General features: G+C 67.4%; 16 protein-coding genes. 4 read left to right on the forward strand and 12 right to left on the reverse strand.

Annotated features, from left to right (window positions below; translation table 11 throughout):
* Positions 1–171: 171 nt before the first annotated feature.
* Together AB8O64_RS23380 and AB8O64_RS23385 are read left to right on the forward strand one after the other, a co-directional pair.
* Positions 172–987, forward strand: coding sequence for a 2OG-Fe dioxygenase family protein (locus tag AB8O64_RS23380; protein ID WP_370421158.1), 816 nt, complete (start codon positions 172–174; stop codon positions 985–987).
* A gap of 134 nt (positions 988–1,121) precedes the next feature.
* Positions 1,122–1,739 carry a LysE family translocator gene (locus AB8O64_RS23385; RefSeq protein WP_370421160.1) on the forward strand — a complete coding sequence of 206 codons (618 nt, stop codon included), beginning with the start codon at positions 1,122–1,124 and terminating at the stop codon, positions 1,737–1,739.
* 15 nt (positions 1,740–1,754) lie between these two features.
* Here AB8O64_RS23385 and AB8O64_RS23390 read toward each other — a convergent pair whose 3' ends face one another.
* The 9 genes from AB8O64_RS23390 to AB8O64_RS23430 form a co-directional block, all read right to left on the reverse strand.
* The gene (locus AB8O64_RS23390; RefSeq protein WP_370421162.1) at positions 1,755–2,246 is read right to left on the reverse strand and encodes a YbaK/EbsC family protein; all 492 of its coding nucleotides are present in this window, start codon (positions 2,244–2,246) and stop codon (positions 1,755–1,757) included.
* A 118-nt stretch (positions 2,247–2,364) separates the two neighbouring features.
* Entirely contained in the window at positions 2,365–3,783 is a 1,419-nt protein-coding gene (locus AB8O64_RS23395; protein ID WP_370421163.1) for a DUF6177 family protein, read from the reverse strand.
* A 73-nt stretch (positions 3,784–3,856) separates the two neighbouring features.
* Positions 3,857–4,165 carry a hypothetical protein gene (locus AB8O64_RS23400; protein ID WP_370421165.1) on the reverse strand — a complete coding sequence of 103 codons (309 nt, stop codon included), beginning with the start codon at positions 4,163–4,165 and terminating at the stop codon, positions 3,857–3,859.
* A complete protein-coding gene (locus AB8O64_RS23405; RefSeq protein WP_370421167.1) occupies positions 4,158–4,547 on the reverse strand; it encodes a hypothetical protein in 390 nt (129 codons plus the stop codon). Before AB8O64_RS23405 ends, AB8O64_RS23400 begins: the two co-directional genes overlap by 8 nt.
* Before the next feature lie 17 nt (positions 4,548–4,564).
* Positions 4,565–6,919 carry a hypothetical protein gene (locus AB8O64_RS23410; RefSeq protein ID WP_370421169.1) on the reverse strand — a complete coding sequence of 785 codons (2,355 nt, stop codon included), beginning with the start codon at positions 6,917–6,919 and terminating at the stop codon, positions 4,565–4,567.
* Complete coding sequence (locus AB8O64_RS23415; protein WP_370421171.1) at positions 6,916–7,326, reverse strand: DUF6507 family protein; 411 nt, start codon at positions 7,324–7,326, stop codon at positions 6,916–6,918. The genes AB8O64_RS23410 and AB8O64_RS23415 overlap by 4 nt, the downstream gene beginning before the upstream one ends.
* 144 nt (positions 7,327–7,470) lie before the next feature.
* Positions 7,471–9,021, reverse strand: coding sequence for an alpha/beta hydrolase (locus AB8O64_RS23420; RefSeq protein ID WP_370421173.1), 1,551 nt, complete (start codon positions 9,019–9,021; stop codon positions 7,471–7,473).
* Between the two features lie 99 nt (positions 9,022–9,120).
* Entirely contained in the window at positions 9,121–9,345 is a 225-nt protein-coding gene (locus AB8O64_RS23425) for a DUF397 domain-containing protein (RefSeq protein ID WP_370421175.1), read from the reverse strand.
* Positions 9,342–10,199, reverse strand: coding sequence for a helix-turn-helix domain-containing protein (locus AB8O64_RS23430; RefSeq protein ID WP_370421176.1), 858 nt, complete (start codon positions 10,197–10,199; stop codon positions 9,342–9,344). Before AB8O64_RS23430 ends, AB8O64_RS23425 begins: the two co-directional genes overlap by 4 nt.
* Before the next feature lie 276 nt (positions 10,200–10,475).
* Here AB8O64_RS23430 and AB8O64_RS23435 point away from each other — a divergent pair, with 276 nt between their 5' ends.
* Positions 10,476–10,670 carry a hypothetical protein gene (locus AB8O64_RS23435; protein WP_370421178.1) on the forward strand — a complete coding sequence of 65 codons (195 nt, stop codon included), beginning with the start codon at positions 10,476–10,478 and terminating at the stop codon, positions 10,668–10,670.
* Between the two features lie 229 nt (positions 10,671–10,899).
* Positions 10,900–11,064, forward strand: a complete 165-nt coding sequence (locus tag AB8O64_RS23440; RefSeq protein ID WP_370421180.1) for a hypothetical protein — start codon at positions 10,900–10,902, stop codon at positions 11,062–11,064.
* A 51-nt stretch (positions 11,065–11,115) separates the two neighbouring features.
* On the opposite strand, the gene AB8O64_RS23445 is transcribed toward AB8O64_RS23440, so the two are convergent.
* Genes AB8O64_RS23445 through AB8O64_RS23455 form a run of 3 tightly spaced genes read right to left on the reverse strand, consistent with a single transcriptional unit; the run spans position 11,116 to position 14,251 of the window.
* Positions 11,116–11,349: a hypothetical protein gene (locus tag AB8O64_RS23445; protein WP_370421182.1), complete on the reverse strand. Its 234-nt coding sequence runs from the start codon at positions 11,347–11,349 to the stop codon at positions 11,116–11,118.
* Positions 11,346–13,880 carry a hypothetical protein gene (locus AB8O64_RS23450; RefSeq protein ID WP_370421184.1) on the reverse strand — a complete coding sequence of 845 codons (2,535 nt, stop codon included), beginning with the start codon at positions 13,878–13,880 and terminating at the stop codon, positions 11,346–11,348. Before AB8O64_RS23450 ends, AB8O64_RS23445 begins: the two co-directional genes overlap by 4 nt.
* Positions 13,877–14,251, reverse strand: coding sequence for a DUF6507 family protein (locus tag AB8O64_RS23455; RefSeq protein WP_356450104.1), 375 nt, complete (start codon positions 14,249–14,251; stop codon positions 13,877–13,879). The genes AB8O64_RS23450 and AB8O64_RS23455 overlap by 4 nt, the downstream gene beginning before the upstream one ends.
* Between the last annotated feature and the right edge of the window lie 180 nt (positions 14,252–14,431).

The following is a 14,431-nucleotide window of genomic DNA, read 5'->3' on the forward strand; positions in this document are numbered from 1 at the left end:
TTCTCCTTCGTGGCGAATGCAAGAGGTGTCCCGCATTTCGAGACGGAATATTGACGCATAATTGCCTGACGAAAGATTTCGGCCACACCTCCCGGCATCTGTCTTGTTTTGAATTCCTGGTTGATCTTGACGACTTCGAGTGCAACGCACATGCTTTGTCGAGTACTTGTCATGGCCAACGGGATGGGTTCCACAGGAATGGTCAGCACAGCGCAGTCCGTCGAAGCAACGGCTTCCAAGTCGTCCTACATCGACGGCGTCGAAGAAATATGTGAAAGCGTTTCGAGTAAGAGCTACTTCCGCTTAGCCGGTGAAAGTGTCGGCGAGCTGCTGCGCCGCCGCGACGCGAATGCCCTGCAGGACTGGGACTCTTTCCAGAGCAGCTGGGACAACATGCCGCTGGACGGCTATATGGCCGACGGTGGTCGCTACCGCAGGCGCCGCCACGCGACGTTGAGCGCTCCCCGCGCGGACAACCGCTTCCAGGTCGAGCCGCACCAGCCGCACTACCAGACCGTCGACTACAACACGCTGAACGGTGGCATCGCGCGCCACTACGAGCCGTTCGAGGACGCGGCGCTGCACGGCCCCACCATGAGCAGCCTGCTCACCCTGGGCTGCGACCTCTTCGGACGGCTGGCGCCGTACTCGGCCTGGCACATCGAAGCCCACCAGTTCCGCATCGAGGTCACGGGGGGCGAGGCCGGCCGGGAGATCGCCAAGCCCACCCCAGAGGGCATCCACCGGGACGGTGTGACCTTCGTGATGATGCTGATGGCAAAGCGCTCCAACACCGTCAACGGTGAAAGCACCATCTACAACCTCGAAAGGAACCCGCTCGAGAAGTTCACGCTGACCGATCCGCTCGACATGGCGATCGTCAACGACGAGCGTGTCTTCCACGGTGTCAGCCCCATCGAGCAGTTGGACAGCGACCGACCCGCGGTCCGTGACGTCCTGGTGATCACCTACCGTCACAAGCCCTGAGCCAAGGGGTGGGGCCGCCTTGCGAGGCGGTCCCACCCGTTGCCGTCCTGTGAGGCGACCCCGGCCCATTGCCGCCCGCCCCTGAGTTGCCCGCTCCCCGAACCGTCCGCTCCGACCCGCCGGAATCAGGAACCATGGCCGAACTTCTCGCCGTCGCCCTCATCACCGTCCTGGCCGTCATCAGTCCCGGCGCGGACTTCGCGATGACCATCCGCAACAGCTATCTGTACGGGCGCACCGCGGGGCTGCTCTCCGCCGTGGGAATCTCGCTCGGCGTGCTGGTGCACGTGACCTACACCATTCTGGGCGTGGGGCTGCTGATCGCCCACACTCCCTCGGCATTCACGGTCATCAAGCTGATCGGTGCCGGATATCTCGTTTACATCGGCATCAAGACGTTCACCAATCGCACCCAGCTGGACGTCGACCTTTCCAATGGCCCGGTGATCACCAGCGCCCAGGCGCTCCGGACCGGCTTTCTGACGAATGCGCTCAACCCGAAGACCACCCTTTTCGTGCTCAGCACCTTCACCCAGGTCATTCACCAGGACACGCCCCTATGGCGCCAGATCGGCTACGGGATGTTCATGTCCTTTGCCCACCTGGTTTGGTTCGGCATGGCGGCGCTCTTCTTCTCGAACGACCGGCTGCGCGCGAAGATGCTGGCCAAGCAGGTGGTGCTGAACAGGGTGATCGGCTCGGTGCTCGTCGGCCTCGGCGTGGCGCTGGCGCTCACGCCGAGCACGACGTAGACCGTAAGCGGCGGGTCAGCCGTTGGCCGCGATGGCCTCGACGCGCGGCTCCGCGATCTTGAGATAGTCGCTGGTGGAGAGGGCGAGGGAGCGGTCGAGGCGGGCGGCGTTGAAGAAGAACTCGGGGTGCTCGAGCAGTGCCGGATCGACGATGAGCTCCAGCTCGGGGTCGAAGGAGAACGGCAGGATCGTCCCGCTCGCGCAGCCCGAGAGCTCTTCGGCGACGTCCTGCGAGGCGAACCCCGCATAGGTACCGCCGAGCAGCCCCTTGACCGCGCCGAGGTCGACGCGCTGCTCGCCGGAGACCACGGCGAGCACGTAGCGCTTCGTCTTCTTGCCCAACTTCACCATGATGACGATGCACTTGGCCGCCTGCGCGAGCTCGTGCCCACGCAGCCGGCTCACGGCCTCGGTGCCGCCCTCGGCCTCGTGATCGATGGTTCGGTACGTGGCGCCGTGCTCGTCGAGCAGGGCGATCAGCTTCTCGTACGTCTCGTCCGACTTCATGTGCCCACCAAGTCCTCACCGCTGAACCGCTGATACGAAGAAGTTTCAGTGTGCATGAGTATGTCAGAGGGGGTGTGGCTACCCGCCTGGTGCATGAGCAACGGGCGGTGCCCCTTGCTCAGTTCGCGGGAGCGACTTGGAGGTGGGCGGAGAGCTGCTGGAGGACGGTCCATGCCTGGGCGTCCGTGCCGTCGCCGAGGGGGTAGTACAGGGCGGGCCGGGCCGTCGGGCCGAGGGGCACGGGCCGGAGCTCGACGGGTGGGCGACGGGCGTGGTCGAGGCCGATGGTGTGGACGTCGCCGGCCCCGAGGGTGAACGAGACAGGGATGGGCGGCGCCTCGAAGCGCGGCGGGACGGCGAGGTCCCGGCGGGCCCGGCGCAGCGTGACGAGCATGGAGGTGAGGCCGTGCTCGGCGACGAGGGTCCGGGCGAGGGGCTCGATCGCGTCGAGGGGCGGGGCCTCGTTCTCGCCGTAGCCGATGGTGAGGGTGATGTCCTCCGCGACGCCGTCGGGGGTGCGGGTGACGCGGTGGGTGGCGATGGCGGGGCGGTCGGGGTGCCCGACGGCCAGCAGCTGCGTGGGCTCGGGGGCGCGGTCCCGGGCGAGATCCGTCAACTGCCCGGTGGACCACCGGAGGTTGACGGGTTCGGCGGTCCCCCACCCGGCGGGCGCGGCACCGGTGAGCGCGGTCCAGGCGGCTTCCAGGGAACGGCCGAGCACGAGGCTGTCGTCGGGCCGGTGCGTGACGCGGAACGCGACGCCGAGCTGTCGCTCGGTGGCGGGGGCGTGTTCGGTGAAGGCCTTGGCCGCGGATCGTTCCCCGGCTTCGTCGACGACGGGGGTGAAGGTGCCGCCGTGCCAGTGCAGGACGGCACCGGAGAGCCCGTCGTAGTAACCGCACTCGGGGTCCTGTACGACCCAGCGGTTGGGAGCCCCGGCCAGAGCGGTGCGCAGAGGCAGGCTGAGGCGCACGTGGGCCGGGGTGACGATGTGCAGCGCGAGCCCGGCGTCGGTGACCTTCCGCAGGATCGCGGACAGCCAGGCCGTCAGCGCGAGGACGGGCCGGTCGGCCAGGACCACGGCGGTGGAGTCGGTGAGGACGTCCACGGTGAGGGCGTCGTCGTCACCGGTGGCGGTGGCGGTGGCGGTTTCGGCGGCGGCGGTCCGGACGACCTCGGTGGTGGCGGCCCCGGCGGGCCACACGCTCCCACCGAGCAGCGCGGTGAGCCGCCCCGCGACGGACCCGGCCAGCGGCCCTGCCTCCGGCACGGCGGTAGAGGCCCGCACCTCGGACCACCAGTACGGCACGGGGGGTGCTTCGACATCACCCCCGAGCAGCCGCTCGGCCTCGCCGGCCACGTGCACGAGGAGCGGCGCCTCCAGCGAGACGAGCGGCCGGCCGTCCGCGGCATGCAGCTGGATGACGGCACCGTCGTGCCCGGAACTGACCTCGAGATCGGGCCCACCCGCGTAGAGCCCGGCCAACACGGCCCAGGAGTCGGGCATGTTGGGGGTGAGGGCTATGACGTCTTTCATGCGATGTCCTGGTGTCCGGTGGAGAGGAAGTTTGCCGGAGAGTGGTGGTCGGGTGGCTGCGGGGAGAGGGCCTTCAGTAGGACCAGACGCCCTGCCTGGCCTTTTCGGCGGCGTACTCTTCGCGAATTCGGGAGTGGATGATGTCCAGTTCGGCTTCGTATTCTTCTTGTTGCTCGGGGGTGGCCTCGTCTGGATAGTCGACGCCGTACTTGGCGCAAAATTCGTAAAACCATTCCGACGACAGTCGGTCCGCCTTGGCTACCAAAGGGTGAACCGGGTCCGATGGCTCCAGGCTTCTGCCCGCTGTCATTTTGTGGTCCTGCACTTCAACGGGGTCGGCCAGGCTGGGATCGGGTGCGGGGGCCTCCCGCCTTTTACTCATACAGGGCTTCCTGGATCTCAGCCGATGCTTGCTCGATCTGCTCGGAGCTCAAATTTGGCGGGGTGAAGTCGAGGGATCGTACGTGTGCGACAAACTCCTCTGGGAGCGCCATACCGTATTCACGTACGAAGTAACTCCAGTACGCCGGCCAGGCCCAAGTCCCATCCGTTGAAAATCCGAATGGCACTACGGGGCCCTTTCCTGGGGCCAGGGGATCGCTGGTGTTGCCTGCCGAGATTAGCGAGGTCGAGTCCATCAGATAACGGAAAATGGGTTCACGCAGAGAAGGTTCGAGATGATCAACGCCATCGCTCAGGGATACCTGGTCGAATTTCCCCAGGTCCGCTGTTTTGATCTCACTGAATGCAGGCAGCAGTCGCACGGAGGCCCCTCCTTTTGCTATTCCACGGTCCAGTCGGAGCGCGGAATCTTCTCAACGTAACCACCCGGATGGTACCGGTAGAACGAATCCGGTAGTCCCGGAACGTTGTGCGCGAAGAGCAGGTACCTTCTGTCGACGCCGAACCGACCCCACGCATCCACGTACAGGAAGCCATCCGGCGCGATGACTGTGGTATCCAGGTCGCGCGCCAGTTGCTGTGCAAATGTCCCGTCGACGTGGCCTGTGTTGCAGGAGAGCAGCCTGATTGGCGTGCCGGGGGAGTAGTCCGGGCGTCGACGGATGACGTCTGCCATTTGGCGTGGAGTGAGCTCCCGTCCCCCCGCAGTGTCCATCAGCGTGTTGTGGGGGGTCCCGTGAGCCACGATGTCGTAATGCCCGGGGAATGGCTTGGCCTTGAGCGCGGCCTGGTAAAACGCATCGCCCTCGGCCATCACGGAGAAGCCGTTACGGCCCTCGCCGAGTGGGTGGGTCTGAGGGGTGGGGATGGGGTTTCCCCTGTTCTCAAGACCTGGCCCGTCGTGGGCAGCACTGGGTACATCAGTACCGTCGTTGGCATGGTTGTGAGGGATTGCCCCGTCATGCTCGCCGAGCCGTTCGTGCGGCACGCTGTGCTCCGCGTCGCTGCCCCGACCGTCATGGGCTGGATGCGGTGAAGCGGCGTGGTTGCCGCCCAGCGCTGAATCACGGGAACCACCAGTGTGAGCTGACGTCTCCGTGGCGCGACCGCCTGTGCGTGCGGCATCGTCTGCACCGCGGCTGCCCCCATGGGACGAGGACGTATCGCGCGGGCTTGTGGGTGGTTCGTGGCTACCGGACGGGCCTCGCCTGAGGTCGTCGGCTGATCCTCCGGGCTGGTGGCTCGCAGAGCCGCCCGGCGGATGATCGGCCGCGCGGCCGGGGGTGTTGTCGCCGACATGGCCCACCGAGGCCGTGACGTCGGAAACCGCACGGGCGCCCGCGCCCACCGGAACCCTCTCCGGCTGGGACGCGCGTGCGTGCTCGGCGGCGCGCTCCGCCGCCGAGCCCTCCTTCGGGACGGATTCCGCGGGCTGCTTGACCTTGCCGTGTTCGTCGAAGAGCTGGCCGGTCTTCGGGTTCATGTAGACCGGTCGGCCCTTGTTGTCGACGAACTCCGCCACGTCCTTGGGCAGGCCGGCGGGGCGCTCCGCCAGCTTGGCCGCCGTGGCCTCGTCCGCAAGACGGAACGTTTCGCCAGCGATACGCAAAGACGTACCGGGGTTCAACGTCTTCAGGCTCGACATCAGATCGCCGACCTTGACGAAGGTGTACTTCCCGGCCTTGCCGACATAGGTGATCGGGTCGATGAGCCGGCCCACCTTGCCCGCCGCGGCGAACGTCTTCGCCACGGCCCCGCCCTTCGCGGCTGCTCCGGCGCCGCCCGTGATGGTGGTGAGGACGTTGAAGGTGACCCCACCGGCCGCGCGGGCGGGGTTCTTGCCCCACTGGTCGTAGGCGACGAACGCCTTGCCGGTCTGCTTCAAGGTGGTGCGGGAGTCACGGAACCAGCCCGGTAGCTGGTCGTCGGACGCCATCCAGTAGGCGCCCGACAGAGGCGAGATACTGATGATCGCGCCCGTCGCCAGCTTGGCCAGTCCCGTCCACGCCTCACCGGCCTTGTCCCAGCCCTCGGAGCCGAACAGGGTCGCCACGCCCTTGGCGGTGCCGACGATCCCGTCCATGACGATGCCGTCCCACAGGAAGCTCTTGGCCTGGTGGCGCAGCCAAGCGAGACCGGTGTACTCCCGCTCGGCCATGCTCCCCCAAGGGGTCTCCTCGGCGCGGTCGAGGTCGCTGGCCTTGTAGCCGTACATGTTGGACTTGTGGGAGCCGTCATCGGCAATCAACGACTTGCCGCCCACCAGCGCGACGATTTTGTCGTGACAGGCGCGCTCGGCGGCGTGGAAGGCGGCGACGGTGGCGTTGACGCTGCGCCAGAGCTCGTCGTTGCGGTCGGTCTTCTTCTTGTCCTTGCGCCAGTCGTCGTCGCCCTCGACGCTTGCGACGAAGGCGATGGCCTGTTCCTTGAGGGTCGCGAGCTTGGCAGCCAACGGGCGCACTTCGCTCGCGTAGGTGTCCAGCGCGGAGGAGACCTTCTCCAGGTCGTCCGCGAAGCCGTCGGACTTGGTCGCGACGGGGGTGGTGGTGGCGAAAAGTTTGTCCGCCTCCGGGGCTTTGTAGCAGGCCGACAGGCCCTGGAAGGAGGAGTGCACGGACGAGCCGGAGTCCCGGAACAGCTTGGCGTTCGAGGCCAGGGACTTGGCCTCTTTCTCCAGCGTGCTTAATTCGCCGACGAACTGCGGTATGCCCGTCGGGATGATGAGGTCGCTCACTTCTTCCCCTGCCCGGGCATCCTGATGACGGGCTCCTTGAGCGCCGCGTTGTGTACGTCCGCCGCCATCTTCAAGTCACCCTCCACGTAGGCCTGAGTGGCCGCCCCGGCTCCGTTGAGGGAATTGACGGTGCGCTGCGCGATATAGGCCAGGTCCTTGCCCCATTTCGAGCCGAACTCCGCCAGGGCCGCCGCTACCGGCCCCTTGGGAGGCGCGCTCCCGCAGTACATACCGCTGATCGTGCCGGCAGCGAGCGCAGCGGCCGGCAGCGACTTCTGCACGGCCTGACCCGCCTTCGACAGCCCTTCAGCGGCCTTCCCGCATCTCGTGAGCACCGCGCCCACTTCGGACGGAACAATGTCCCAAGCCGTCATGGAATCCCCCAGATCCCCGATCCCCGCACCCATGTGCACTCTTGCCGCACAGCCCCCACTGAATGGCATCCATGTCTATCGAAAACATGTTGTATGCGCAAAGTGGTTACGTGCTGCGTGGCCTGATTGATGCACATGGGGCGGGGCGGGCCTTGAACCCAGGGCCGGTGTCTCGGATCAGGCGGCGGGCTTACAGGTGATGTCCCGCGCGGGCAGGGCACCCCGCAGCAGGTAGTCGTCGACGGCCTTGTCCGCGCAGGTGCCGGGGCGGGAGACGATGACCGCGTGGGTACGGGTCGGGACGGTCACCAGGACCGAGCCGCGCATGGCCCGGTGCATGCCGAGCCCCTGCTCGTAGGAGGTGCGGGTGTCGACGGTCGCCTGGAGCTGCAGCGCGGGCACCTTGTTGTTGATCTCCGTCAGCTTCTCGCTGGGGCGGTCCTTCCAGAAGGCGCACGGCAGAGGGCCGTTGAGGGCCGGGCCGAAGACCGGCTGCTCGGCGCGGGAACGTTCGACGGCTCGCCAGTACCACTCGGGGTCCCTGGGCATGGTGGTGTCCGCGCAGAGCACCGCGAGCTGACCGGAGATGCCCGCGCTCATCCCGGAGCCCGCCGGATCGGACATCACCTTGAGCTGCTCGAGCAGGTACGGGTGCGGGGTGTTCGCCTTGCCGTCGGCAGCGTCGAGGAGGTTCCGCACCACCTCGGCGTACTCCGTGTTCTTCTGGGCGTCCACTCCCAAGTCGAAGAGGAAGAGCGGCAGCTCGTGCCCGTCCACCCGGTACGGGCCGACCTTGACCGGTTCGTCCATGGCCCGCTGTACGAGCCCCTCGACGGTGCTACGGACGGCGGCGGGCGTGGCGCCGAGGCGATACCGGCTGTGGCGGGGCGCGGCCCATGCGGCGAATTCGTCCAGAGCCTTCTCATTGACGGGCCCCATGTCCTGGGCCAGGCGCATGCCACCGTATTTGACCGGGTCGGGGGCGCTGTCCAGCACCAGACGGTCGACCCTTTCCGGGAACATCTGCGCGTAGGTTGCGCCGAGGATCGTGCCGTACGACTGCCCGAACCACGAGGTCCTGCGCTCGCCCAGCACCGCGCGGACGATGTCGACATCGCGGGCGATATTGCGGGTCGAATAATGCGCGAGCGTGCCGGAGTACTTGTCGGCGCACTTACGGGCGTCCTGCCGCGCCAGCCGTACGTTCTCGTCGAACCCGGCCCGGTCGTTTCCGGCCGAGCGTATCCAGGCCGTACGGGACAGCCCGCAGTCCAACGGATTGCTCTCCCCGACCCCGCGATGGTCCATGCCGATGATGTCGTAGGCCGCCGCCACCTCGGGGCTCAGCCGCTCCCGCAATTCGGCGGGCATGGACAGGCCGGGGCCGCCGGGGCCGCCGGGGTTGGTCTGGAGTATTCCGCGCCGCGTTTTGACTTTGCCCTTGCCCTTGCCGTTGTCGCGGGCCTTGATGCGCGAGATCGCGATCTGTAACGTCCGCCCGTCCGGGTTGCGGTAGTCCAGCGGGACGGTGACCCGAGCGCACTCGGTCCCGCTCGCCGCCAGTTTCTCGTCCTGGCAGGCACCCCAGACGACCTTCTGCTCTCTGAACCGCTCCAACCCGTCCTGCTGCGCCGGAGCCGGCTTCTTGGGACTCGCGGCGAAGCCGGTCCCTGTGGCGACGGTGGCGAAGGTGAGGGTGAGGGCGGTGAGTACGTTCCGTTTTCTCATGCCCCGACGCTATGGAGCGGGGGCGCTCCGCTCCATGGGTTGATCCCCCGTATGCGCCGGGGGGTCTGCCCCCGTAACGGTGTTACGGACGTGGGGACGTCACTCCGCCGGGATGGAGCCGCGCTTCAGGCCGGTGATGAACGCCGACCAGGCGGCGGTCTGGAAGAGGAGGGTGGGGCCGTGGGGGTTCTTGCTGTCGCGGACCGGCACTTGGTCGGGGTGGCCGTCCGCGACCTGTATGCAATCCGTCTGGTGACCGCTGTAGCTGCTCTTGCGCCACACGAGGCCGTTCCGGCCCGTGCCTTGCCAGGTGATGTGCCTCATTGGAAGTCCTTCAGGGTGCGCGAGATGAGTTTGCGCGACTGCGCCTCATCGAGCGCGGTCGCACGGAGCCCATCGAACAACTGGCTGTAGGTCGCGAGGTCGGTTCGTCGCTCGAGTTGGATGCTACTGACATAGGACTCGGTACACACCACGTCGAGGTCGCTGCGGATAGGGAACTGAAGGATGGAGAACGATCCCAGCATGCTGGCATGCCCGCCTGCCGCGAAGGGCAACACCTGAAGGGTGACGTTGGGTTCCTCGGAGGCGTCCAGCAGGCAGTGAAGCTGCTTGACCATGACCTGAGCCCCGCCGGTTGATCGCCGCAGGGCAGCCTCATCCACGACAGCCCACAACCTGAGCGGGGAGGATCGGCGGAGGGTGGCGTTCTGCCGGGCGAGCCGGACGTTGACCAGGGCATCGAGTGCCTCCGGTGTGGTTTCTGGTGCAAGCGCGGTGATGACCGCACGGGTGTACTCCGGCGTCTGGAGCAGGCCGGGGACGAGCGTCATCTCGAAGGTCCGCTTGGATGCGGCTTCCGTCTCCAGCGCGATGTACGACGCGTATCGCGGAGTGATCACGTCCGAGTAGGGCGTCCACCACATCCGGCCCTTGCTCTCCCGCGCCAGGCCGACAAGACCTTCTCGCGCCTCGGGATCCTTCACCCCGTAGAGATCCAACATGGCTTCCAGCTCGTGGACACGAACTCCGGAGCGGCCATTCTCGATGCGGCTCACCTTGGTCTGGTGCCAGCCGAGATGTCTGGCCATCTGATCTGCTGTGTGCCCCAAACCTTCCCGAAGTGCGCGGAGTTCGGTGCCGAGCATGCGGCGACGAATGGTGGGAATCGCAGGCATGTTCCAGTCTCCTGGGTATGGCGGAGGAGTCTTGGCGCACAGTGTCCCGCATGTAAATGCGGTCCATAGCCGCGAGTTCACCCGTGCGTATGCACATTCAGAGATTGCGTTGCGACGCATTGGTCCGGTCGGCATGCTGCGTGGCGTGCCCTCATCCGGTCGTGCTCGGCGGCCGTGACGGAGGAGTCGTAGGGCACCCGTGTGCCCAAAACAGGGACCCCGGCGACTGTGCGACCAGTCCCGGGGCATGGCCAACGCTGGTTAAGGAGCGTCAACGTGGAGAAGTTTATCTTCCGCTGGTTCGCATGGGCGAGAGCCCTACGTGGGGTGAAGGCCAACCACCCTGCGCTGCCGGTCCGCTGTCCCGATCGGCCGAGCGAACCGCCGCGACCGCCCGCCCCGGCCGTCGTCGCGCGGATGTCCGCGCACGGCATCGACATCGTCACCCGGCCGCCGGCGGCGGCTCGGTGAGCGGGGACGCGCAGTCACCGCTTCCCGACGTCGGGGCGCTGATGCTGGACGCCCGGCGGGATCGGGTCGGTGAGGTGATGGACGTCATCTGCGGGCGGGTGTTACTGCGAGACCCTGCCGGTGGTCGGGAGTGGGAGGCCTTCCCGTGCGACCTGCGGCCGGCGACCACCGGTGATGCGCTGCGCTCACGCGTGGCCCACGCCAATGATCAGGCCGCGCGGAGTCGGCTGTGAATGAGGAGGCCGTTGCGACGGCGTCCGCGAAGACGTGTGAGGGCTGCCGGGACATCAAGCGCGAGCGCGCCCGCGCGCTGGCCGCCGGGGATGTGCAGGAAGCCGCCGCGCTGACCACGGCCATGGGGGTGCATCTGCGCGTGGCGCACGAGTACCCGTGATCAACCCCTGAGTCGTCGGGCGCGGCTCGACCGAGCCGCGCCCGACCACCATCAGTCGCCCTGCTTCGCCTTCTCGGCGGCGTACTCCTCGCGGATCTGCGCATGGATCGCGTCCAGGCCCGCTTCGTATTCCGCTTCCTGCTCGGGAGTGGCTTCGTCCGGGTAGTCCACGCCGTACTTGGCGCAGAATTCGTAGAACCATTCCGATGACAGCCGGTGCCGCTTGGCCACCAGAGGGTGCACCGGCTCCGACGGCTCCAGCTTGCCGGGCTCGCGCTCCGTCATAGCAGCTTCCTACCTTCCCAACGCTGACCCACGAGTACACGCTTCCCGAAGGGGTTCTCCCGGCCGCTCCCACGCCCGATGTTCGCGATCTCTCGCGGGGTGGGGTAGTCGGGGCTTCCGAACGGGTTGTTGCGCGCGCGGTTCACAATGTCCTGTGCGGCCGCGAGCTCCTCCGGGGAGAGGTCCCACTCGGGATCCTTCATCTTTACATTGATGCGGTTGAAGATCTTCTTTGCGGACTTCTCCTGCACCCAGTCGTAGTCCCGTCGGGCCCAGGTGTAGGCGCCGTTCTCCTTGGCCGCCGTGAGCTGGATTTCCGATACACCGGACTTCCGGTACCAGTTCTCCAGGTCCCTGCTGATGGCCGAACCGACGCCCTTTCCGCGATAGGCGGGGTCGTCGATTTTCATGATGTTGTGCTTGACGGCCAGCGTACCGTCTTCCTTGCGGATGAAGTCGCGGTCCATCCTGCCCACCGGGTTCCCGGCCTGGTCGACTATCTGTGCGCTCCAGCCCAGTTGGTTGTCCATGGGGAATACGCCGTCGACCTTGATCCGCAGGCCCGCGTAGTCGCCGTCGAGGGCCTGCTGCAGGCCCTCCTGGAGCTGCTCCGGGGTGAGATCCTTTCCCGATCCGGGGACGAAGTCGCCGACCGGGCGGCGAGCCGGTGCGGGGGTGTGCGGCGGCGTGCCGCCGTCGGCGCCGTGAGCACCGCCGGGGCCGGAGTTGTCCGCGCCTTCGGGCTTGGAGCCGTGTGCGCCGTCCGCTTCGTGCGGGTTGCCCGAGGGCGTGTCGTGGCCGCCGCCGTTGCCGTGGTCGCCGTCGCGCGGCGGGGTGTCGCCATGCCCACCGGAGCCGTGGCCGCCGGAGCCGTGCCCGTCAGATCCATGCCCACCGGAGCCATGTCCACCAGACCCGTGGCCACCAGACCCGTGGCCACCGCCACCACCCGTGCCCGGAGTCCCATGACTCGCGGAGGGGCCCTGCCCCACGTCGTGGGCCGAGCCACCGGGGGCCCGGTTGCCCGTGCCGCCGCCGGGGACGTCGCGTGCCGCGCCGCCCGCGGAGTTGTCGCCGGTGCGCCCGGCCGAGGCCGTGACCTCGGAACCTGCGCGGGCACCCGCGCCGACCAGGACCTTCTCCGGCTCGGCGGTACGGGCCCGCTCGGCCTCCGCGGCGCGTTCCGCTGCCGAGGGCTCCTTCGGGACGTCCTCGACGGCCTGCTTGACCTTGCCGTGCTGGTCGAAGAGTTCGCCGGTCTTCGGGTTCAGATAGACCGGGCGGCCCTTGCTGTCGACGAAGGGCGCCGCGTCGTCGGGCACGCCGGCGGGGCGTTCCGGCAGTTTGGCCGCCGCGAGCTCGTCGGCCAGCTTGAACGTCTCGCCCGCGATGCGCAACGAGGCGGCCGGGTTCAGGGACTTCAGGCCCGCCATGAGGTCGCCGACCTTGACGAAGGTGAACTTCCCGGCCTTGCCGATATAGGTGATCGGGTCGACCACGCGGCTCACCTTGCCGGCCACGGAGATCGCCTTCGCGGCGGCTCCGCCCTTCGCGACGCCTCCGGCGCCGCCGGTGAAGACGGTGGTGAGGACGTTGAAGGTGACGCCGCCTGCCGCGCGGGCGGGGTTCTTGCCCCACTGGTCGTAGGCGATGAGCGCCTTGCCGGTCTCCTTCACCGCCGTGCGGGAGTCGCGCAGCCAGCTCGGCAGCTTGTCCTCGGGGGCCATCCAGTACGCCGCGCCGAGCGGGGTGGCCGTGATGGCCAGACCGGTGGCCAGCTTGGCCAGGCCCGTCCAGGCCTGGCCCGCGGCGTCCCAGCCGTCGGTGCCGACCAGGGTGCCGAGGCCCTTGATCGTGCCCCAGACGCCGTCGACGATGAAGCCGTCCCAGACGAAGCTCTTGATCTGGTGGCCCAGCCACGCGATGCCGGTGTATTCGCGCTCGGCCATCTTGCCCCAGGGTGTTTCCTCGGCATGGTCGAGGTCGCTGGCCTTGTAGCCGTACATGTTCGGCTGGTGGGAGCCGTCGTCGGGGATGAGGGGCGTGCCCTTCACCAGGGCGACGATCTTGTCGTGGCAGGCGCGTTCGGCGGCGTGGAAGGCGGCGACGGTGGCGTTGACGCTGTGCCAGAGGTTGTTGTTGCGGTCGACCTTCTTCTGGTCCTCGCGCCAGTCGTCGTCGCCCTCGATGCTCTCGACGAACGCGAAGGCGTCGTCCTTGAGGCTCTTGAGCTTGTCCTTCAGGGGACGTACTTCGCCGGCGTAGGCGGTCAGCGCCGAGGCGACCTTTTCGAGGTCGTCGGCGAAGCCGTCGGACTTGGTCGCGACGGGCTGGGTGGTGGCGAACAGCTTGTCCGCCTCGGGGGCCTTGTAGCAGGCCGAGAGCCCCTGGAACTGGGTGTGGACGGCGGCACCGGAGTCACGGAAGAGTTTGGCGTTGGTGGCCAAGGACTTGGACTCGGTGTCCAGGGTCTCCAGGTCTCCGGTGAACTGCGGTATGCCCGACGGGACGATGAGGTCTTTGTCGCTCACTTCTTCCCCTGACCCGGCATGTCGATCTTGGGCTCCTTGAGCGCCTCGTTGTGCGCGTCCGCAGCCATCTTCAGGTCGCCCTTGATGTACTCCTCGGTGGCCGTCTTGGCCCCGGTCAGGGAGTTGGCGGTGCGCTGTGCCACGTAGGCGACGTCCTTGCCCCACGCGTTGGCGAACTCGGCCAGCGCCCCCGCGACCGGGCCGCTCGGCGCCTCACCGCAGTACATCCCGCTGATCGTGCCCGCCGCCGTCGCGGCGGCCGGCAGTGACTTCTGCACCGCCTGACCCGCCTTCGACAACCCCTCGGCGGCCGTCCCGCACTTGGTGAGCACGCCACTCACCCCGGACGGATTGATGTCCCAAGCCGACACGAAAGTCCCCCTGCCCCCGTTGCTGACGTGCCAGCGGCCCGGTGCGTTTCGGCCGACTGTCACATCGTCACTAGCACTCCTGTCTACCGAAGATGCGTATGAGAAGCAAAGGAGATGCAGGTCAGGGCAGGTAGGTGTCACGGGCTTGTGGCAGAACAAGGACAGGGTTGTTGCGAACTG

It is taken from the genome of Streptomyces sp. QH1-20 (assembly GCF_041283565.1).
In the GTDB taxonomy this organism is placed as follows: domain Bacteria; phylum Actinomycetota; class Actinomycetes; order Streptomycetales; family Streptomycetaceae; genus Streptomyces; species Streptomyces syringius.

Excerpts from the sequence above, each read along its gene's own strand:
- AB8O64_RS23380 (WP_370421158.1), top strand. The coding sequence starts at position 172 with ATGGCCAACGGGATGGGTTCCACAGGAATGGTCAGCACAGCGCAGTCC.
- AB8O64_RS23385 (WP_370421160.1), top strand. The coding sequence starts at position 1,122 with ATGGCCGAACTTCTCGCCGTCGCCCTCATCACCGTCCTGGCCGTCATC.
- AB8O64_RS23390 (WP_370421162.1), bottom strand. The coding sequence starts at position 2,246 with ATGAAGTCGGACGAGACGTACGAGAAGCTGATCGCCCTGCTCGACGAG.
- AB8O64_RS23395 (WP_370421163.1), bottom strand. The coding sequence starts at position 3,783 with ATGAAAGACGTCATAGCCCTCACCCCCAACATGCCCGACTCCTGGGCC.
- AB8O64_RS23400 (WP_370421165.1), bottom strand. The coding sequence starts at position 4,165 with ATGAGTAAAAGGCGGGAGGCCCCCGCACCCGATCCCAGCCTGGCCGAC.
- AB8O64_RS23415 (WP_370421171.1), bottom strand. The coding sequence starts at position 7,326 with ATGGGTGCGGGGATCGGGGATCTGGGGGATTCCATGACGGCTTGGGAC.
- AB8O64_RS23420 (WP_370421173.1), bottom strand. The coding sequence starts at position 9,021 with ATGAGAAAACGGAACGTACTCACCGCCCTCACCCTCACCTTCGCCACC.
- AB8O64_RS23425 (WP_370421175.1), bottom strand. The coding sequence starts at position 9,345 with ATGAGGCACATCACCTGGCAAGGCACGGGCCGGAACGGCCTCGTGTGG.
- AB8O64_RS23430 (WP_370421176.1), bottom strand. The coding sequence starts at position 10,199 with ATGCCTGCGATTCCCACCATTCGTCGCCGCATGCTCGGCACCGAACTC.
- AB8O64_RS23445 (WP_370421182.1), bottom strand. The coding sequence starts at position 11,349 with ATGACGGAGCGCGAGCCCGGCAAGCTGGAGCCGTCGGAGCCGGTGCAC.